The following is a 20819-nucleotide window of genomic DNA, read 5'->3' as shown; positions in this document are numbered from 1 at the left end:
CGCGCTGCTTCCTGTGGGAGAACGCTCCAAAGCCATTCTCCGCCACTATCAGCCAGCGCGCCCACAAAAACTAAACGCCCTTGAATTGCTTCACAAAACTCATGTCATTACTATAGAAATGTCGGATGTCATCGATGCCGTATTTAAGCATTGCAATCCGCTCTACACCCATTCCGAAAGCGAAGCCGCTGTACTCAGCAGGATCATAGCCACCCATTTTCAGTACATTTGGATGCACCATACCTGCGCCAAGGATTTCTAACCATCCGCTTTGCTTGCATAGTCTGCAGCCATCGCCGCCACATTTGAAGCAGCTTACATCTACTTCAACACTTGGCTCAGTGAATGGGAAAAAGCTCGGACGAAGACGAATGCCTGTATTCGGTCCAAACATCTCCTGCACAAATTGTTGCAGGGTGCCCTTCAGATCACTCATTCGAATGTTACTTCCAATGACCAAACCTTCGATTTGGTGGAACTGGAAGGAATGCGTTGCATCATCATCATCACGGCGGAATACTTTACCCGGGCAGATGATTTTTACCGGAGCTTCACCGTTCATAGCCTGCATAGTACGAATCTGTACCGGCGAGGTTTGTGTGCGCATTAACAGGTCATCCGTTAAATAGAAAGAATCCTGCATATCACGTGCCGGGTGATTCTTAGGCAGATTTAGAGCTTCAAAGTTATAATAATCGGTCTCTACTTCCGGGCCTTCAGCTACACGGTAGCCCATGCCGATAAAAATATCCTCAATCTCCTGTACGACTCTGCTAAGCGGGTGAATGCCCCCTTGCTGCATACGGCGACCCGGTAAGGTTACGTCTACTTTTTCAGCCTGCAGACGTTGCTGGGTTTCCTGCTCTTGAAAAGCCTCCTGCTTTGCGCCGATAATCTCCTCAATAGCACTGCGAACCTGATTCGCTACTTGCCCGATTACCGGACGTTCCTCAGCACTAAGTCCTCCCATACCGCGCAGAACCTCTGTAAGCTCACCTTTTTTACCGAGATACTTCACTCTTAGATCATTTAGTACCTGCGGATCCATAACCTCCTGCAGCTTAGCCAGCGCTTCAACCTTCAATGCTTCCAACTTCTCTTTCATGGCCGTGTACAGCCCCCTTCAATCATTGTCTAGTTCAACAAAAAAAGGCCTTTCCTCCCGGTAAGGGACGAAAAGACCGTGGTACCACCCTTGTTAGACAAGCTGATCTGTTCCCCTTAAGAGCTTCATTCCCTCTTTTGGCTGGACAGATACCTATCTCACTTTATACAGAAATAACGGTCTGTGACCGGTATCCCCTACCCTTCCCTATTAGACAGCTTAAGGAATTCAGGGAACTGCTCCGGAGTGAACTTCGACAGCTCTGCTTCTTAGAAACGCTCTCAATCCGCGGCGTCTCCTCCCTGTAAGTCAGGCACTGTGTACTCTTCTCCATCACTGCATTTCACAATTCATGCTAATTGTCAGGTATCTCTTTACTACAAGAGATATGTCTCTTTATTATATGCAAAATCTGTCGTTTTGACAAGCTGGACAAAATTAGGCTAATTTTTATCTTCTTTTAAGCTGGCTTTAAGCTTCAGAGCCATTTTCCCAACTTTTCTTCAGCTAACATTCAGCGGAGCTTGATAATTTCCATTACTAGGAAGGCTTGCTTATCCACTCGGGTGCACCTTCGCAGACTATTAACTATCCTATTGGGAGGAAATCAAATGCATGTACGGAGAATAAAAGTAGCCGCGGTGCTGCTAAGCACAGCTGTGCTTAGCCAATCTGCAGCGTATGGAGCTCATGCCGCTTCGGCCGGGACTACATCCACCAAAATAGCAACAACAGCTTCCGTATCCGCTCTGGATAAACTAGGCTCCATAGCCTTGAAGACTAACATCAGCGCAAAGCTGACGGATGTCAGCTTATTAACTCAGGATGGCGGAAATATTCTTACATACACACTCAGCTACTCTAATGGAAGCAACGCTAGCCTCAATCTGGTGGACTTTTTCTCCAAAGTAACTACTAGCGGCGGTACAGTTATTCAAGGAAGCTCTATTACCAGCAGTGCAACCATCAAATCTATTGCCGCGAAAAGCAGTCAATCTATCACCTACTATGTAAACATCGGCAAATCCACCTCTTTAAACGGGGTCAAAATTTCATTGTACGGATGGGACTTCAACACCACCGATTATCAAAAAAAGCTAGGGAACTTCACCGTACCAACAGGATATTCACAAGCTGTCGCCAGAGGGCAGAGTAAAAAGATCACCCTAAACAATCTCCCTGTAACCACCAAGGCAGAGAGCCTGCAAATTTATAAATATAACGGTAAGGTCTATGCCAAGGTTGGCGTTAGCTTCACTAATCAAGGAACCAAGGTACTCAGTGATACTGGACTTAAAGGATACCTCGCTTCCGCTGGAGGATCTGTATTTGAACTCGCACTTGATGACACCAGCACCAGCTATAAAGTACAGCCTCAGGAAAAGAAGACGATCTACTATTTGACGGAAATCCCTTCTTATATGAAGACAGACAACATGGCGCTGCAATTTGCCGGAGAAGATGCCTCATTAAAAATAGCGTTGCCGGTTGTCGCCTACAATCTCCCCGCTGCAACAACACCGGATCTTGTCGTAGCCAGCAATGTCACGAAGAAGCTTACAATCAGCAATAATACAGTCGAAACACAGCTGAAAACGGCTAACGTCTATGCTGACAATGGCAACGCAAAGTGGACACTACAGTTCCGCATCAAAAATAGCGGCAACAAAGCAGTGAATGTGCCTGCCTATGAACTTGCTATTAAAGCCGCTGAAGGGTATAGCTTTCCGGTAGATACGAAGGATTTTGCCAGCCTAACATTGAAACCGCTTGAAGAAAAGATTATTGAACTCAGCGCAGATGTACCACTCACACTCAATCAAGGAACATTGCAGCTGCAAATGACTGAGCCGGCTGCTGAGGGCAAGATCATTTTTCCTACCGCCTATTATCAGATCCCTTACACGCTGCAAACTAACAATTGGCAGGACACGGAATACCCCATTGAGAACAGTCACGGTACATTTGTTGTCAAAATTGCAAACATTCAAAGACTCCCTTGGTCTGACAAAGACCAGATCGTGGCTAAAATCAACATTCGCAACACTAAATCAACCTCTGTTCAGCTTCCTGCGCTTACAAGTGTCGTCAAAGCTGGAGAAAGTGACATCAGCAGCACTTCCCAGGTTGTCTCAGAAAGTACGCAAACCATCCTCGGTCCAAATGAATCGGCTGCTGTGTATGTCGTAGCCAATGTTCCTTATAGCTATACTTTCAATCAATTAAAAATCACCCTGCAAGAAACTTCAGGTGAAAGTAAGCTTAACTTCCTTTCTCTAAGTACTACCCAACTGGACAGCCGGGTACAGAGTGTTGCAGCTGAAAATTCTTTCCATCTTGAGCTTGAAGGTAAAAAAGCGGAATTACTTGTACGCCGGAACCTCGTGTACCCAGGTACAGATTCAAATCTCTTGTACACAGAACTAGAAATGAACAGTGAGGAATCGCGTAAATCCGAACAGGCTCAACTCGTAGCCTATTACAAAACACAAGACAATCAATATTATGAAGCCGAAGTCACCCAGTCCAAAACCTCCACCAGTCCTAACGGAAAAAGTCTGGTCACCCTCTGGAGTAAGCTCCCTCTCGGTATAGATCCAGCGAACCTTGTCCTTTACATCGGGGAGGGTGTTTCTGAAGGCAAGCTTACCGCTCCTGGCGGTCAATCGACGGGTTACATCAATACGGTATCGCTTGGACTGAACCAGTTGGGGGTGGAGCCCAAAGGCAATCTTTTGAACGTGGAAATGTTTCCTTATACCCTATCCGTTACAAATGCAGTCGCCACCGTCACCGCTGGTAAAGATACGCTCAGCACTGTCCTAACCTACAACATGTCAGCCAGCACGCTTTATGAATCAGGCACCTATGAGCACAAACTGGTGTTGGAGCTGATTGACCCCTTAGGACAAAGCATGGAAAAAACATTAACGCTTGGCACAGATCTACAATTAGGTACCTTCAAGTCGTACACCACAACCTTCACAAGCAGCCTGTACAAAACACTGGGTGGCGGCGCAATCCGGTTGAATCTATACGACGAATTCCAAGGCCATCGAAATCTGCTGGGAACACAAACCTATGTTGTCACTTATCAGGCGGCATCAACGACTTCGAACAGCAACTCTACTTCTGGCACAGAACCAGACACCAGCAATACATCGGGCAATTAATATGATGAGCTATGGAGGATAGAAATGAAGAAGAAAAAAATAGTGTTCTGGACTCTTGGAGTTGTAGTTGTAGCCACAGCAGGAATGCTGGTTTATACATTGTTACCTGATAAGAACAGTCAAGCCGCTGAAGTGCCTGTTAACACAGCTACCGTTACAAAGGGCGATATCGTAGTTAGTGTATCCGGAGCCGGCTCCGTGATTGCTACAGAAACTGGTAAAGTAAAAACGAAGGACAGCGGGACCGCAGCTGAGGTTCTTGTCAAAGAGGGCGATCTCGTGAAAAAAGGCCAGACTTTGATTACCTTTGAAGGCAATGATCTGAGTGACAATCTTAAGCAGGAGCAAACTTCACTTGCCTCGCTTGAGACCGATCTTGAGGACAAGCAGGAGCAATATAAGAAGCTGGCCGTGGCAGGTGCATCAGAAGATGAGCTAGGCAATGCCAAACGTTCGATTGAAAAGGCCAAAACCGACATTTCGGCGCAACAGGAAAAAATAGCTTCTGTCCAAGAAGATATGCTTCCTCCTGATCCGTTAACGGCTCCTATTGATGGAACTGTAACGACAGTTAATATTGCAAGCGGCGAAAAAGCCATGGACGGCTCTGAACTCATCGACATTACCGATTATGCTAATTTAAGTGTAGTTGTGCAGGTGGATGAGCTTGATATTCCTACTGTAAAGCTAGGGATGCCTGCCACTATTTCATTGGATGCTCTGCCTGATACGGAATTCAAGGGAACGGTTACGAAAATAGCTAATGAGGGCACCGCCTCAAACGGTGTTTCCCTCTTCGATGTTACCATAGGTCTAACAAGCTCCGAAGGTGCTCTTGTTGGAATGTCTGCGGAAGTTTCAGTAACCACTGCTGAGAAAAAGGATGTATTAACAGTACCTATTGAAGCTGTACAAGAAAGAAACGGAAAATACACAGTTTCTATTCCTCTTGCAGCGGGTTCAGTCACAACTTCCAAAACTGCTGGCGAGGGCCAAGTACCAATGCCTAGCGGTGCCCCTGACGCCCGCGGCGGCGCTATGCCCAGCGGGGCTCCTGACGCTCGCGACGGCGCTATGCCCAGCGGGGCTCCTGACGCTCGCGGCGGCGCTATGCCCAGCGGGGCTCCTGATGCTCGCGGCGGCGCTATGCCCAGCGGGGCTCCTGACGCTCGCAGCGGCGCTGCCGGTGGAAGAAATCGCGGCAATAGCTCAGGACAGATGGTCACTGTCGAAGTGGGTCTCCATGATGAGAGCAGCATTGAAATTGTCAGCGGACTCCATGAAGGGGACCAGGTGATCATCCCTACCGTAATCTCTACGAAAACCGGAACAACCAGCACGGAAACGGAAACTAGAGGTGGTATGGGCAGTATGGGTGGCGCTGGCTTCGGCGGCAGTGGCTTTAGTGGGGGTGGCGGCTTCACCGGAGGTGGCGCTGGTGGTATGGGCAGCGCACCAGGTGGTGGCGGAGGTGGCGGCAGATGAGTGCTTCAGCATCTCTGATCGAAGTTCACGACATGTCCCACGGCTACACAATGGCCGGAGAAACCATGACGGTCTTAAATAGCCTTTCCTTTACAATTGATCTGGGGGAGTTCGTAGCTATTATTGGTCCCTCCGGTTCTGGTAAATCAACACTCATGAATATGCTTGGTTGCCTCGATATCTCTGATGAAGGAAGTTATCTTCTAGATGGACAAGAGGTTCGCAAGTTATCCGACAATAAGCTCGCAACGATCCGCAATGAGAAGATCGGCTTTATCTTTCAAAATTTCAACCTGCTCCCCAAGCTGTCAGCCATTGAAAATGTGGAGCTGCCATTGATTTATCGTGGCCTCCCCCATCGGGAAAGAAGACAACTAGCACAGGAAGCACTCATTAAAGTAGGGCTGGAGGATCGGATGCATCACCGCCCTTCTGAGCTTTCGGGAGGACAGCAACAGCGGGTAGCGATTGCCCGGGCTATGGCGGGATCTCCCCCTATTCTACTCGCCGATGAACCAACCGGGGCACTGGATACACGGACGGGGCAGGAAGTCATGCAAATGATACGTGAGTTAAATAAGCAAGGACATACCATCATCCTTATCACACATGATCTGGAAATAGCTAAACAAGCGGAGCGGATTATTCGTATTCAGGATGGCAACCTCGTGGAAGATCGGAGGAATGCGGGGTGAAATTGTACCAAAGCATGCGAATGGCCTTGAAGAGCATCAACAGCAGTAAGGTTAGAGCTTTTTTAACGATGCTTGGGATAATTATTGGAGTCTCTTCGGTCATCATTCTTGTTTCTGTTGGGCAAGGAACTACTTCACAGATCACAGAGCAGCTAAACGGACTAGGCACAAACCAACTCACTGTAAACATTACTGGCCGTGGGGCGACTACCTCTCTCACCTATGCGGAAGCCCTTGCTCTAGGGGATATAGAGGGTATAGCAAATGTAGCTCCTGTGATCAGCGGCAATGCTACAGCCAAGAATAAAACAGACAACGTTAGTGTAACTGTAGAAGGAATCACCCCCTCTTATGAGGAGGTAAAGGATTTTCATGTACAGGCAGGCCGCTTCTTGCTTGACATTGATAACGAATACCGGCAAAAGGTAGCGTTGATCGGTTCAGGTACGGCCGAAGATTTATTCGGTACAGACAATCCTGTAGGGCAGAAGGTCCAGTTAAACGGAATTAGCTATAAAATCGTTGGGCTTTTAGAAACAAAAGGCTCCAGTCTAAGTGGTTCCAACGACGATATCATACTCATTCCTATAAGCGCGGCAGAACGCCAATTAAAAAGTAAAGGCGTCCGTTCCATCACCATTAAGACAACTTCAGCAGATACTGTAGCAGCTGCAAAAGAAAAACTGGAAAGTACGCTTGATGCTAAATTCAATTATGCGGATAATGCTTTTAGTGTGTTTGATTCTCAGGAAATGCTGGAAACTGTCAATTCCACAACAGATACACTTTCCATGGCGCTTGCAGGCATAGCAGGCATCTCACTTTTTGTCGGCGGCATCGGAATCATGAACATCATGATCGTATCTGTCAATGAAAGAACACGTGAGATTGGTATCCGTAAAGCAATTGGTGCCAAAAAATTCGATATCCTCGCTCAATTCATGATTGAATCCATCGTGCTCAGCGGTTTGGGTGGGGTGCTTGGGGTCGGCATTGGTATCGCGGTCAGTTGGCTGCTGGGTAAATACTCTGCACTTACAGTTTCCATTGCTTGGGATATGGTACTGATTTCTTTTATTTTCTCCTTACTCATCGGCGTGATTTTTGGAATGATGCCTGCGAACAAAGCCGCACGACTTCGCCCCATTCACGCACTGCGTAACGAATAATGAATGATTAGCTGTCCTATAGTCATTAAGATGACTAAGGGCAGTTTTTTTCAGCAGCTGTAAAAGGTATCATTTATGCTCGAGTTGGGTAATAGGAACCATCGGTTTGAATATAGATAATTCAATAGGCCCATACACTAAACTTTAAATTTTGTCATTTTGATTATTATCTGAGTAAAGATTGCTCTATAAGCAGCACGTCCTATATACTTGATATACTAGAAACTACCATTTACTCACACGTACACTTTCCTATGTTTTCCCACTATGTATACAACACCTCTTTTATCCCAAAAGCACCTTCAAACATCAGTGAATGTATTAAATTACGCCTGACCATAGATTGCGTTCTGCAGGTTCTACTTAAGCAGCAATAGATTTTCTTAATCATCTTATACAGGGAGAAGATGACTGTGGCAGGATTCTTTGAGTTCAAGGTAACACGCAAACTATTCTATGTCTTCGCTGCAATCTCCGTCCTTCTGGTTGGGATCAGCGTCGCCTCGCTACTCTATTTAAATTACACGATTAATAGATTGTCAGATTCTCTTTATGATGATATATATCAGAACTCTAAGCTCATACTGAGCGCGGATCGTGATCTGCATCAAGCCGCTGTAGCCTTGCAAATCGCAATGGGTTCAAACCTAACAGCCGCAGAAGGTGAACAGTTCACTAAGGAGTTTATAGATAATAATCTTCAAGCGGAGGAACGAATAAGTGTAGCAAGATCAAATATCAACGCTATAAAAAACCCTTACAGTGATATGAAACAAAGTGGAATTATCCTTTCCGAATTAAAAAACGAGCTCAGCTCCTTCGAAACTACCATTATCAAATGGAAAAATTCAGGGTATACGCTAATAACAGAACGGACGAAGAGCAGCTGGAACCCAGATTCATATTCTGCGCTCACCCTAAACTCGCAATTCAATGAAGCTAGGACACATCTCGATCAAGCAGAGGACTTGATTGGCAACTACGCCTTGCAAGTAACGGATGGATTTGGAGATAAAAAAAGCGCTTTGTTCTCTCTTTATTCACTCCTCTTATTTGTGTTTCTCCTAGTTATTATTTACCTTGGACGCAAAATCATCTGGCTCCAGAATGAAATGCTGGAAGAACAAACACTTTATCAGCTTATCGGTGAAACCATGTCTGATTTCATTATTTTGACGGATCCCAACGGGTTGATTCTATATGCTTCTCCCTCACACTCCAGTATTCTAGGCTATGTGCCTAAAAAAGGAGATCCGTTATCCAACTACATACGTGAACCGGAAATTGCCTGGGCTAAATTAAAAAGTGTTGTTCAGGGAACTCCGCGTATTTCTGAACTGCGCATGCGCGGAGCAGAAGGTCAGTGGGTATGGCTTGAAACTAAGGTGTCACCTGTTCTCGGCAGCCGTAAATTCCCAGCACAATTTATGCTGTTATCTCGGGAAATTACCCAGCGAAAACAATACGAAGAACGACTACATAAGCTAGCCTTCTATGACCATTTAACAGCGATTCCCAACAGGGCTCATTTCAAAATGTATATGGAGAACCTTATCACCCAACCCGAAGGACGGAGGCAAAATATTGCGCTTGCCCTGCTGGACTGTGATAGATTCAAGCAGCTAAATGATACCTTAGGCCATCTGGCTGGAGACGAATTTCTTCAGCTGCTCTCCCGTGAACTTCAGCATACGGTTAAAGGAATAGGTCAGGCCTTCCGGATCGGCGGAGATGAGTTCGCAGTTGTACTGCATCGATTCACTTCTCCAGAGATGCTTGATGAAACACTGCAGCGGTTACTTAAACTGTTCAACAAGTCTTGGTCTGTTGATAACGGGTCCAGCTTCCACACCTCCGCGAGTATCGGAGTCGCTTTATTTCCTGAACACGGAAGCAGTATTAATGAACTGCTGCGTGCCGCCGATTTGGCGATGTATCGCTCCAAAGACCATGGTGGCAATAAAGCCCATCTCTACTACGAGCTTGTGGACGAAGGTTTAGCTAACCAGACCATTGTAAAACCATAAGAGCAAATAAAAAGCTGTCTCAGGAAAAATCAACCCTGAAACAGCTTTTTTTGTATGGCCTCTAACTGCTTAACCGAAGATGATCTTCTGAAATTTCGTCAATCTCCTGATCACGATCCCGAACTAAGACCTTGGTTAACTCTCCATTCGTAGAACAATCAATGAAACGGTCTCCGTCCCCATCTTTTTCTTCCCAATCATTAAGCCGCAAAATATATCCGATAGTTTGGGTATCTGGCAGCACTTCGATACGGGCTACTGCACGCCCGTTCTCCATATAACGGAAATCGCATTGTCCATCCTGGATTCCTGTATCCCAAACCCAAAGATTCCAGCCTTGGTAATTCTGATCTGGGCGTTCATAGTGTATTTCGATAATTTTAGAGCGTGGGGCTGGCTCACCACATTCATCATAAAGGACCATCATCGACAACCCTTCCACCTCTACCTCATTGCCTTCGATTCTGCGGATGGCTTCTATCCCGGCACGGGTATGGTCTACTACTACGTTCCAACTATCAGCAACCTCAGGAAGTGATACCGACATCCGGTCATTATTAGCATTGAAGACAACGGTAATATTGTTCCAGAGATCGCCTCCTGCATGGCTTCTAATCAGATACGATACTATTCCGCCATCACAACGCAGAAATTCTAAGGAGCGTTCAATTTCCTGGCGGCCATGCAGACGAAATGCCGGATGTGTACGCCGCAGCTCGATCAGGCCTTTATAATATTGAAATACGGGCTTAAATGCACTTTTCATATTCCAGCGGATCGAGTTGACCGCATCACCGCTGCGGTAGCTGTTATGATCTCCAAATTTACTGCGCAGGAGCTCATCCCCAGCATGCAGGAAAGGAATCCCCTGCGAGGTCAGAATCATTCCGTTAGCAAGCAAGGATCGACGTACAGTTTCATTACCGAGAATATTCTCCTGATCTACATTCACGTATGGATTGGCAAGGGCCACTGCCTCTTCCAGATCTTCGTTATTCATGTTAGCGATTACCGGAAAATCAGCTTCCTGACTCCCTCCTTGAACGATAAGCATCTTATCCCATAAATTCAAATTATCATGGGCAGTTACATAGTTCACCGATTCCACAGGCGAGTCCGTAAACTCATGAATTGCTCCTTTAATTCCGGCTGCAATAGCACCTTCTTTGCCGTATTCGCCTGTCACGAACCCTCTTCCGAAGCCATCACTATCCCCTTTGATTGCTGAACGGAAGTTATCGTTGAAGACAGCATAGCCCTTGCCCCGTTGTACACCTTTTAGCGTTTTAGTGGCCAGCGGAGAATCTCCACCCGTCCAAGGTTCACCGTAAAGCAACAGATTCGGATTCACTTCTAGCCGAAGCTCTTCGGTAATCTCCCGCATGGTAACACTGTCCATCAGTCCCATTAGATCAAACCGGAAACCATCCATATGATATTCCGAAGCCCAATAAGATAAGGAGTCCTTAATAAATTTACGGACCATCGGACGTTCTGTAGCCAGCTCATTGCCAACCCCGGAGCCATTCGACAAACGTCCCGTAAAATCGCGGCGATAGAAATAATCTGGGACAAGCGGTTCAAAGGGGCCATTCTCCACAGCATACGTATGGTTGTAAACGACATCCATAATTACCGCGATCCCGCGGCTGTGTAAGGCCTGCACCATCTCTTTAAATTCACGAATCCGCAAGCCAGGATTGGCAGGATCGGTGCTGTAAGATCCTTCAGGTACATTATAATGCTGGGGATCATACCCCCAATTGTAGTCCACATTAGCTATGGAGGAACCCCGATTGACCACCTTCAGCTCATCCACGGTCTGAAAATCAAATACCGGCATCAGATGTACATGGGTAATCCCTAATTCAGCCAGATGATCAATCCCCACTGTATTTCCTGCCGAATCCTTTAATCCAAATTCGGTAAATGCTTTGAATTTACCCTTATAATGCATACCTGAGCTCTCATGTGAGGAGAAGTCACGAACATGCAGTTCATAAATCACTGCGTCGGCAGGATGCTGTAACGGAGGCGCTACATCCTGATCCCAATGTTCTGGATTCGTATCCTGCAAATTAACGATTGCTGATCTTAAACCATTTGCAGATACCGCTGTTGCATAAGGATCTACTGCTTCCGTCACATTGCCATCTGCAAAAACAGCACGGTACATATAATATTTCCCTTTTAGATCACCTGATAACTTGGTCTGCCAGACTCCACCATTACTACGCTGCATATATACAATACGACCATTGTCCATAGCACTCTTTGGTGACTCAGTATTCAGTTGATGCCCACCTGTTTCGTACAGTACAAGGGACACAGCAAGTGCCGTAGGTGCCCAGACTTTAAATACACTGTACTCCGTTGAATACGTCAAGCCTAAATCCTTGCCCTCGTAGACTTCCATCATCAATTCTGCATTTATATAATTTTTACTCATGAATTAACACCATCCTATGGCTCCCCACCTAACCTGTGGGGTTGCTTATAAGTCCATATATTACCAATTCATTTCATATTAATACTTGCACAGCGCTGCAAGTCGGCAAATGGAGTATAAACTTTCTATGGATCCTTACTATTATATGTACGACATATTTATAGGTTTGGGTTCCTTATCGACTTTATGCTCATTACTAATACTATCGGTATAGACATCTGCGCAATAAAGAAAATAAACAGTGAACAGTAAATGAGGTCGAATTACAGAAAATTATAGGTTAAAAAACATAAAAAAGCCGACCTCCAGCCATCGGAAGTCGGCAATAGTAGTTGGAAAAACAGTAGAACGCTAAAACGGATTAATGCATGCGTAAAAAGTTACTTAGCGATACTTTGAACAAGCGCAGCGACTTCTTCAGCCGTGCCAAGCTGCAACGCTTTTGCAGCCAAATCCTTCATGTCGGCAGCCGACAATTTAGATATTTGACTACGCGCTGGCAAAATGGAAGTTGCACTCATGCTGAATTCGTCGAGACCAAGACCCAGTAGCAGCGGAATAGCTGTTGCGTCACCAGCCATTTCACCACACATCCCCGTCCATTTACCTTCTGCATGGGCTGCATCAATTACATTTTTGACCAAACGCAGGATGGCTGGATTGTAAGGCTGATACAGGTAAGATACCTGTTCATTCATACGGTCCGCAGCCATTGTATATTGAATAAGATCATTCGTACCGATACTGAAGAAATCAACTTCCTTAGCAAACTGGTCAGCCAGTACAGCAGTTGATGGAATCTCAACCATTATGCCAAGCTGAATGTTGTCTGATACTTCCTTACCTTCTTCCCGAAGCTTAGCTTTCTCTTCGAGCAAAAGATCACGTGCAGCACGGAATTCACCAAGCGTAGCTATCATAGGGAACATAATGCGAAGATCCCCGTGAACACTTGCTCTTAGTAATGCGCGTAATTGAGTACGGAAAATATCCTGACGATCCAGGCAAAGACGGATCGCACGGAAACCAAGGAAAGGATTCATTTCCTTCGGAAGGTCAAGATAAGGCAGCTCTTTATCGCCACCGATATCCAGGGTACGTACGACTACCGGCTTACCCTTCATGTTCTCAAGTACAGTACGGTAGGCGTTATATTGAATTTCCTCAGAAGGCAGCTTATCGCGACCCATGTAAAGGAACTCAGTGCGGTACAGACCTACACCTTCGCCACCATTCTCAATGACACCATTCACATCATTTGGTGTACCAATATTGGCAGCTAGTTCAACATGTTTACCGTCTGCTGATACTGTAGGTTCGTCGCGAAGTTTCTTCCATTCTGCGATTTGCAAGTCGTAAGCTTCCTGCTTGCGAGTGTACTCTGCCACTTCAGCTTCGCTAGGATTGATCAGAACGTCTCCGTTCAGACCATCGACAATCACCAAATCGCCAGAATTCACTTCTGACAGAACCGTTTTAGTTCCAACAACCGCTGGAATTTCCAAAGAACGTGCCATAATCGCAGAGTGGGAAGTACGTCCACCAATGTTCGTTGTGAAGCCTTTAACGAACTTACGATTAAGCTGTGCTGTATCCGATGGTGTTAGATCTTGAGCAATCACGATTACTTCTTCACTGATTTCTGCAGGACTTACATAATGAATGCCCAGCAGGTGGTTCAGCAAGCGCTTGGTAACATCACGCATGTCAGCTGCACGTTCCTGCAGATAGGCACTCTTCATATTTTCGAACATCTCAATGAATTGCGTAGCCACTTCGTTTAGCGCATAGTCCGCGTTAACCGATTCCTCACGGATTTTATCAATTACAGGATTGATCAGCTCTGGGTCATCAAGAATAAGCAGATGTGATTCGAAAATCTCAGCCTTCTTCTCCCCCAGCTCTGCCAAAGTACGCTCTTTAATCGTTTGCAGCTCCACTCTTGATTTGGCGAGTGCATCATTCAACTTAGCGACTTCTGCTTCAGTATCACTGATACTTGTCTTCGTAATCGTATAATCCGGATGTTTCAGGATAAAAGCACGGGCTACTGCAATCCCTGCTGAAGCCGCGATTCCTGAAATCTTATTCATGGATTTCCCCTAGCCCTTCTTTAATCATTACTTCTTGAAGAGCGTTCAAAGCTTCTGCTTCTTCGCTTCCTTCAGTAATTAAAGACAAAGTATCCCCAGCTTCAAGACCCAATGATAATACGCCAAGAATGGATTTCAAAGTTACTTTTTTACCTTTAGCTTCTGCATATGCTTCTGTACCTTTGAATTTTGTTGCTGTATTTACCAAGGCAGTTGCTGGACGTGCGTGAATTCCATCTTCATCGACAATTCTGAATGTTTTTTGCATAATATTATCCAACTCGCTTTCTGTTATTAAAGTATTTTAAATTTATAGTGAAAGCTTCGCTTCCTTGTATGAACAAGGAAGCATCGGCCCTTGCACTTTTACTGAATCGTAATGATGTCTTGGTCTCCTATAGAAACCTTACCCGGCTTCTTCAATGTCACAGAAGAGCCCTCTGGTAAATTAGAGAAAATAACAGGTGAGATTACAGAAGGTGCATGTGCTTTTACATACTCTAAATCCACTTCCATAATCGGTTGTCCAGCCGCTACAAGATCGCCCTCTTCAACTAATACCGTGAAGCCTTGACCTTTAAGCTTAACCGTATTAACCCCAATATGAACTAGCACTTCCTTGCCTCCGTCAGACATAATACCGATGGCATGTTTGCTCGGGAACACGTTAAATACCTTACCGTAAACCGGTGAAGCAATCTTCCCATCTTCGGATAGGAACGCGAAGCCGTCGCCCGTCATTTTTTGGGAGAATACTGGATCTGGCACCTCTGTGATATCCAACAATTCACCGTTTACTGGAGATACGATATCTTCCTTGATAATCGCTTCACCAGCTTCACCTGCCTGTTGTTCTTCTTCTGGCTCTGGAGTAACCACTACTGGAGCTGCTGAAGCTGCAGGTGTCTTTCCGTTAATCACATCTTGAATCTGCGATTTAATCGTATCTGAACGTGTGCCAAAAATCGCTTGAACGTTATTACCCACTTCCAGCACACCTGATGCACCAAGTTTCTTAAGACGGTTCTTGTCTACGCCTGCCTTATCTTTAACTTCAACACGAAGGCGGGTAATACAAGCGTCTAGATGAGTGATGTTTTCTTTACCACCTAGAGCGGACAAAATGTTCCGCGGTAGATCATCACCGGCTCTGGAGACAGACTCCGTATTCACTTCTTCTTCTTCATTCGTATCTTCTTCACGACCCGGTGTCATAAGATTGAATTTCCGAATTACAAACCGGAAGCCGAAGTAATAAATTAAGGCAAGGACCAGACCTACCGGAATGACCAGCCACCAAGCTGTACGGTTCGGGATAATACCAAAGAGCACAAAATCGATAAAGCCACCCGAGAATGTCATGCCGATTTTAACATCCAGAATATGCATAGTCATAAAGGACAGACCTGCAAACACAGCATGTACAGCGAACAGCAACGGAGCCACGAATAGGAACGAGAATTCGAGCGGCTCGGTAATCCCTGTCAAGAACGATGTCAATGCCGCGGAAATCATCAAACTTCCGACGATCTTTTTATTCTGAGGTTTAGCTTCATGATAGATAGCCAAAGCCGCTGCTGGAAGACCAAACATCATGAATGGATATTTACCTGTAGTAAATGTCCCTGCTGTGAAGTCTACTCCATCGCGAAGCTGCTGCATGAAGATCCGTTGGTCACCACGTACCAATTCTCCAGCTTTATCAACGTAGGTACCAAATTCATACCAGAATGGAGAGTAGAAAATGTGATGCAGTCCAAAAGGAATGAGCGAACGCTCGATCGTTCCGAAGATAAACGCTGCAAGCGTTTTGTTCGTATCAATCATACTTTGTGACACATAGTTCAGACCATGTTGAATAGGTGGCCATACTATTGTTAGTAACAAGCCCAAGATTAGAGCTGTTACCGCCGTCATGATCGGTACGAAACGTTTACCTGCGAAGAAACCCAGGTAAGAAGGAAGCTCAATTTTGAAGAATCGCTTGTACATGGCCGAAGCCAATATCCCGACGAGTATACCTCCAAACACCCCTGTTTGCAGTGTTGGAATCCCTAATACGCTGGCATACGAGAAGTCGCCTTGGCTCAGGACGTAATCATTAACGCCAATAACTGTACCCATCGTAATGTTCATTACGAGGAAACCGATAATGGCAGCTAGACCTGCAACACCTTCACCGCCGGCTAAACCTATCGCAACCCCCACCGCGAAGAGTAAGGCTAGATTATCAAATACAATTTGTCCTGAGTTCATCAATACGTTGGCAACAGCCTGAACAACATGGTTCTCCAGTGCTGGAACATATTGCAGGAAGTCTGGGTTTACCAGCATGTTTCCTATTCCAAGAAGCAAACCTGCCGCAGGCAGAATAGCTACTGGAAGCATCAGAGCTTTACCAACTCTTTGTAAAACACCAAACAACTTTTTAAACATTTAGGTTACTCCTTTCATTAATTTCACTAAAACAGATGCCAAAAAAGGCATGAGCAACACAGTATAGAAGTTGTAATCTAACGCTATCGTTAGATTGCCCCAAGAAGGGGGTTAACAACCAAAATACTGTAATTCACTCATGCCTGATCGAATCAGTTACACGCTCGATATTCTGTTTTGTTGATGACAGTGAACATTGTAGCATCGTTTTTTTTAAGTGGCAAGCGTTTTTTTTGAAACCATGATTTGTTACAACTTTTGCACTTTAAGGAGCTTCACCATTCTTGTCCATATCTTGTTCGTCCACTTTTTTCTGGGCAATACGCTGCAGGTGAATCGTCAAATAACTCACCTCAGCTTGATACACGGGAATTCGCACACGCTGTTCGATAATTTTTGTTAATTTCCAAGCCAACGAATACATCTCAGGATACTCCCGTTTCATGAGTCCATCCAGGGTTGAGGTCTCTTGTACCGCCTCTCCACGGCGTAATCTTTCTAGAACGAATCGCAGATGGGTTACCAGTCTTGAGTAATCAAGTGAATCACGTGGGATTCGATAGTCCAGATAATTCTCGACTAACCCAACCAGCTCTCCAATCAAGAGAGAATGTTGTCTAACCTCGGAAATTTGCCTATTACTAAGTGCACTGACAATATGAAGAGCCACAAAACCTATCTCATCCACCGGCAATTCCACGCCCATAGCCTCATTGATCCTTCCAATCGCATATTCTGCCATCTTATATTCCTCAGGATAAATCTCCTTAGTTTCATACAAAAATGGATTATGAATTGGGATATCTTGTTCGAAACGACGGATAGCAAAAGAAATATGGTCGGTAAGTGCAATGTGAATATGCTCATTAAGCGGCTGACGGCTACAATGCATAATATGTAATACTATTTCTTGAACGACCTCAATCAACTTCTCATCCACTTGGGGAAGAAGCTGTTTATATTGTTCCTGTTCCTCCTGGCTGCGAAGAATAAACATCTTCTCCACGGAGGATAGATTAATCTGATCACGCAGCTTGCGGTTAAACCCTATCCCTTTACCGATAACTACAACCTCGGAATATTGAGGATGCTGGGCAATGATAACGTTGTTATTCAACACCTTCGCCACTGTTATGCTACTCATTTTTGACACCTCTTTTATTTCTAAACACCTAACTTCCAGCAGCATACGCAATAAGAAATCGTACGATGAATACAAGCTTTGCTACCATCATAACACCAAGAATTGCATATTAGAAGAACACTCTGTGTCCTTACTAAGCTAGTAGATCAGAGTGAACAGCCTTAAAGGCTTTTATTTTACCTGAAAAAATCTTTAAACACCAGTGAAAGCGTCGATGTCTGTATATACAATAATTCCCACGGGATGCCGATAAGCTATAAGGTTTATCAAAAATCACCTGTAAACGCATGAGCTTTTTATCATGTTGTCTAATTTAGATCAAAACAGATCAAAACATAAAGATTAAGGTATGACCAGCAGCTTTGCCAGTCATACCTTAAGTAAATTAAATCCATATAAATTGCATTAAACTATTTTTCCTTTTGTTCAGGCACAGAAGTTAAAGTCTCGCTGGCTGTACTAGATGTTACTGATGGCTGAATATAAGTTGCAGGTGTAGCTGGTGCAACAGGTGCGACTGGTGTAACTGATGCTCCTTTGCTTCCGGAAGCTTTAGAGGTCAACCCCTTGATCAGTGCCTCTACATCAATCCCTGAGACGCTCTTCAACATCTCTGGAGCGGTGGACATTAGCTGAGTCACATAATTGCTGACCCGGGCTGCACCTTCCCCGTTACCGGTATCTACAACGGTAAGTTTATCAATAGATGCCAGCGGCTTCGCAATTTGGCCAGCCAAATCAGGCAGCATTTTGACGATGATATCGAGCACCGCTGCTTCGCCGAATTTCTGGAAAGCTTCCGCCAGTTTCTCTTTGGCTTCTGCTTCCGCTAGACCGCGCAACCGGATAACCTCAGCATCCGCTGTACCTTTAGCCAGCTCTGCATCCGCCATCGCTTGACCTTCAAGACGCTTCTGCTCAGATGTCGCTTTAGCTTGCGTTTCAATACTATATTGCAAGGCATCTGCCTCACGCATTCTCTTCGCCTTATCGGCTTCCGCCGCTTGCTCTACTGCATAACGATCCGCTTCTGCTTTTTTCTTCACTTCAGCATCATACTGCTTCTCGCGGACTTGAATTTCTTTGGCTTGCAAATCGATTTCACGTTCCTTACGTACCAGCTCAACCTTCATCTGTTCTTCAACAACGGTCTGCTTTGCACGTGCCTCTTGAATATGATAAGCCTGATCGGCTTCCGCTTTCGCTGTATCCTGATCCCGTTTAAACGCAGCCACCTTAAGCTGGTTTTCCTTGGAGGCTTCGGCAATATTCGTATCCCGCAGCAGCTCAGCTTTTTGCCCTTGCTCTTCTGCGTTTGCCTTTTGAATTCTCGCATCCCGCACTGCTTCTGCTTCAGCGATCTCTGCATCCCGCTTCACAGCAGCTATCCGCGGTTTACCCAGTGCCTCTAGATATCCATGTTTGTCTCGCACATCCTTGATGGTAAAGGAAACAATTTGCAGACCCATTTTCTTAAGATCACGTGCCGCCACGCCTTGAACCTCTTGCGCAAAGCGGTCACGGTTACGATATACTTCCTCAACGGTCATCGAACCGAGAATGGCCCGCAGATGACCTTCAAGAACTTCTTGTGCTTCGCTCTTCAGTGCTTCAATCGGTTTGCCCATAAATTGCTCAGCAGCTGTCGCCACATCTTCCGTTGAGCTACCCACTTTAATGATCGCCACACCGTCGGCAATAACCGGAACCCCTTGTTCGGTGTATACCTCCGGGGTCGTCACATCGAGTTTATGAGAAAGAAGCGACATAAATTCAGCCTTCTGAAAGACTGGGAGTATAAAGGCCCCGCCCCCGCGTACAATCTTTATTTTACGACCAGAACCATCGTCTGAAATATGATTTTTCCCCAAGAACGACCCCGTTACGATCATCCCTTCATCGGGTCCAACCGTTTTGTAACGTGCCCAGAATGCGATACCTAGCACAAACAAAACAGCAACGACAACAGCAGGGACTAACAAATACTCAGGAATACCGAACATTAAAGATCCACTCCTCTTCTCTTTTCGAATTCTGACACCAATGCAACGCCTTCTCTAACCTCCACTACAACAACTTTAATCCCTGCCGGAAGCAGCTCATGATCAAAGCTTGCTGCCGTATGCAGGCTATTGCCGGCGCCAAACTTTACCATAATCTCACCATAACCAGTGGCGGGAACAGGAATTGTGATTTCCCCGATCTTGCCAGGCAGATCACTCATTGAGAAACCATTGGACATTTCGCTTTTTTCCATGGGCTTAACCACCCCTAGATACATAAGTACTCCCAAAAAAGCGGCGGCTAACAAAGACAAAGCAATGATCGCCCCAGCTTCCAGAGCGCTGTACCGGGTTAGAAGAATGCCCGCTCCGCCGAACACGGTTATCCCTCCTGCCAGTACGGTGGGATTCAGAAAATCTACGGATACGAAATCAAAGACCCCATGCAAGGCATCTCCGATCAGATCTCCCACCAGGACGCTGACTATGGCAAATATGACGCCTAGCGCCAAGCAGCCTAAATACAGCGTTTGCATTTTTATTTCCTCCTGTCTTCAATCAGGACTGTCATATTACATTAAACGTACAAAGTAGGTCCTTGGTTTCACAATCTTTGGATATTCACCCAAATAAGTTCCATTCAGAGGATAAGCATGCTCACATTGGCACTATTTTATTACATGTGCTGGGTTGTCCTAAAGGCCGTCCCATAGTTGGTGAAGCGCGGATTTTTGTTGGGTAACACTCTCGCGCGTATGAAGAGGCTATGCTGCTTACGCACCTCGGCCCATCGGACTCAGCAGACCCTATTCGCCGATTTATCCGACTTTTGGTATGCTATCGGACCGCATAGCCCCTATTCGCATGAAAATCAGCAAATATAAGACCATTTCGAAGCAATAGTGTCTCTGGTGTCCGAAAGTTTGCTCAAAAGGCTGAAAATTCGCAAATAACGTCAGCTAGGTCCGTAGGGTAGGCGTGTATTGGTAGAGGAATCGGTTGTGAGGGGGGATTACAAACACTAGTTGGTTGGGTAACAC

General features: G+C 45.5%; 13 protein-coding genes and 1 other annotated feature. Of the genes, 5 read left to right on the top strand and 8 right to left on the bottom strand.

The window, feature by feature from the left end; all coding sequences use genetic code 11:
* Nucleotides 1–70: 70 nt before the first annotated feature.
* Complete coding sequence (gene pheS / locus NYE58_RS09285) at nucleotides 71–1105, bottom strand: phenylalanine--tRNA ligase subunit alpha (RefSeq protein ID WP_076126387.1); 1035 nt, start codon at nucleotides 1103–1105, stop codon at nucleotides 71–73.
* 60 nt (nucleotides 1106–1165) lie between these two features.
* Nucleotides 1166–1451, bottom strand: a binding site (T-box leader).
* Between the two features lie 265 nt (nucleotides 1452–1716).
* On the opposite strand from pheS, the gene NYE58_RS09280 reads away from it, so the two are divergent.
* The 5 genes from NYE58_RS09280 to NYE58_RS09260 all read left to right on the top strand — a co-directional run bounded on the left by NYE58_RS09280 (nucleotide 1717) and on the right by NYE58_RS09260 (nucleotide 9654).
* Nucleotides 1717–4278, top strand: coding sequence for a hypothetical protein (locus tag NYE58_RS09280; RefSeq protein ID WP_076277652.1), 2562 nt, complete (start codon nucleotides 1717–1719; stop codon nucleotides 4276–4278).
* A gap of 24 nt (nucleotides 4279–4302) precedes the next feature.
* The gene (locus tag NYE58_RS09275; protein WP_076277651.1) at nucleotides 4303–5763 is read left to right on the top strand and encodes an efflux RND transporter periplasmic adaptor subunit; all 1461 of its coding nucleotides are present in this window, start codon (nucleotides 4303–4305) and stop codon (nucleotides 5761–5763) included.
* Entirely contained in the window at nucleotides 5760–6458 is a 699-nt protein-coding gene (locus NYE58_RS09270) for an ABC transporter ATP-binding protein (protein WP_076277650.1), read from the top strand. Before NYE58_RS09275 ends, NYE58_RS09270 begins: the two co-directional genes overlap by 4 nt.
* Entirely contained in the window at nucleotides 6455–7627 is a 1173-nt protein-coding gene (locus tag NYE58_RS09265) for an ABC transporter permease (RefSeq protein WP_341001590.1), read from the top strand. Before NYE58_RS09270 ends, NYE58_RS09265 begins: the two co-directional genes overlap by 4 nt.
* 413 nt (nucleotides 7628–8040) lie before the next feature.
* Nucleotides 8041–9654 carry a sensor domain-containing diguanylate cyclase gene (locus NYE58_RS09260; protein ID WP_341001589.1) on the top strand — a complete coding sequence of 538 codons (1614 nt, stop codon included), beginning with the start codon at nucleotides 8041–8043 and terminating at the stop codon, nucleotides 9652–9654.
* Between the two features lie 61 nt (nucleotides 9655–9715).
* Here the strand turns inward: NYE58_RS09260 and pulA are convergent, their stop codons facing one another.
* From pulA to NYE58_RS09225, 7 genes are all read right to left on the bottom strand, one after another.
* Nucleotides 9716–12103, bottom strand: coding sequence for a type I pullulanase (pulA, locus tag NYE58_RS09255; protein WP_341001588.1), 2388 nt, complete (start codon nucleotides 12101–12103; stop codon nucleotides 9716–9718).
* Between the two features lie 380 nt (nucleotides 12104–12483).
* The gene (gene ptsP, locus NYE58_RS09250) at nucleotides 12484–14196 is read right to left on the bottom strand and encodes a phosphoenolpyruvate--protein phosphotransferase (RefSeq protein WP_076126376.1); all 1713 of its coding nucleotides are present in this window, start codon (nucleotides 14194–14196) and stop codon (nucleotides 12484–12486) included.
* Nucleotides 14189–14464, bottom strand: a complete 276-nt coding sequence (locus NYE58_RS09245; protein WP_076126374.1) for an HPr family phosphocarrier protein — start codon at nucleotides 14462–14464, stop codon at nucleotides 14189–14191. Before NYE58_RS09245 ends, ptsP begins: the two co-directional genes overlap by 8 nt.
* Nucleotides 14465–14562: 98 nt before the next feature.
* A complete protein-coding gene (ptsG, locus tag NYE58_RS09240; RefSeq protein ID WP_076135917.1) occupies nucleotides 14563–16632 on the bottom strand; it encodes a glucose-specific PTS transporter subunit IIBC in 2070 nt (689 codons plus the stop codon).
* 265 nt (nucleotides 16633–16897) lie between these two features.
* On the bottom strand, nucleotides 16898–17776 hold the full coding sequence (glcT, locus tag NYE58_RS09235) for a glucose PTS transporter transcription antiterminator GlcT (protein WP_076126370.1): 879 nt from the start codon (nucleotides 17774–17776) through the stop codon (nucleotides 16898–16900).
* Between the two features lie 410 nt (nucleotides 17777–18186).
* Nucleotides 18187–19779, bottom strand: a complete 1593-nt coding sequence (locus NYE58_RS09230; protein ID WP_139330125.1) for a flotillin family protein — start codon at nucleotides 19777–19779, stop codon at nucleotides 18187–18189.
* On the bottom strand, nucleotides 19779–20315 hold the full coding sequence (locus NYE58_RS09225) for a protease (protein ID WP_076184696.1): 537 nt from the start codon (nucleotides 20313–20315) through the stop codon (nucleotides 19779–19781). The genes NYE58_RS09230 and NYE58_RS09225 overlap by 1 nt, the downstream gene beginning before the upstream one ends.
* Nucleotides 20316–20819 lie beyond the last annotated feature (504 nt).

Source organism: Paenibacillus sp. FSL L8-0708 (genome assembly GCF_038009325.1).
Classification (GTDB): domain Bacteria; phylum Bacillota; class Bacilli; order Paenibacillales; family Paenibacillaceae; genus Paenibacillus_AQ; species Paenibacillus_AQ odorifer.
The sequence above is the reverse complement of the archived record's forward strand: the minus strand, read 5'-3'. Positions and strand labels throughout refer to the sequence as shown.

Coding starts and splice junctions, on each gene's coding strand:
- NYE58_RS09275 (WP_076277651.1), top strand. CDS start 4,303: ATGAAGAAGAAAAAAATAGTGTTCTGGACTCTTGGAGTTGTAGTTGTA.
- pheS (WP_076126387.1), bottom strand. CDS start 1,105: ATGAAAGAGAAGTTGGAAGCATTGAAGGTTGAAGCGCTGGCTAAGCTG.
- NYE58_RS09225 (WP_076184696.1), bottom strand. CDS start 20,315: ATGCAAACGCTGTATTTAGGCTGCTTGGCGCTAGGCGTCATATTTGCC.
- pulA (WP_341001588.1), bottom strand. CDS start 12,103: ATGAGTAAAAATTATATAAATGCAGAATTGATGATGGAAGTCTACGAG.
- NYE58_RS09280 (WP_076277652.1), top strand. CDS start 1,717: ATGCATGTACGGAGAATAAAAGTAGCCGCGGTGCTGCTAAGCACAGCT.
- ptsG (WP_076135917.1), bottom strand. CDS start 16,632: ATGTTTAAAAAGTTGTTTGGTGTTTTACAAAGAGTTGGTAAAGCTCTG.
- ptsP (WP_076126376.1), bottom strand. CDS start 14,196: ATGAATAAGATTTCAGGAATCGCGGCTTCAGCAGGGATTGCAGTAGCC.
- NYE58_RS09245 (WP_076126374.1), bottom strand. CDS start 14,464: ATGCAAAAAACATTCAGAATTGTCGATGAAGATGGAATTCACGCACGT.
- NYE58_RS09270 (WP_076277650.1), top strand. CDS start 5,760: ATGAGTGCTTCAGCATCTCTGATCGAAGTTCACGACATGTCCCACGGC.
- glcT (WP_076126370.1), bottom strand. CDS start 17,776: ATGAGTAGCATAACAGTGGCGAAGGTGTTGAATAACAACGTTATCATT.
- NYE58_RS09230 (WP_139330125.1), bottom strand. CDS start 19,779: ATGTTCGGTATTCCTGAGTATTTGTTAGTCCCTGCTGTTGTCGTTGCT.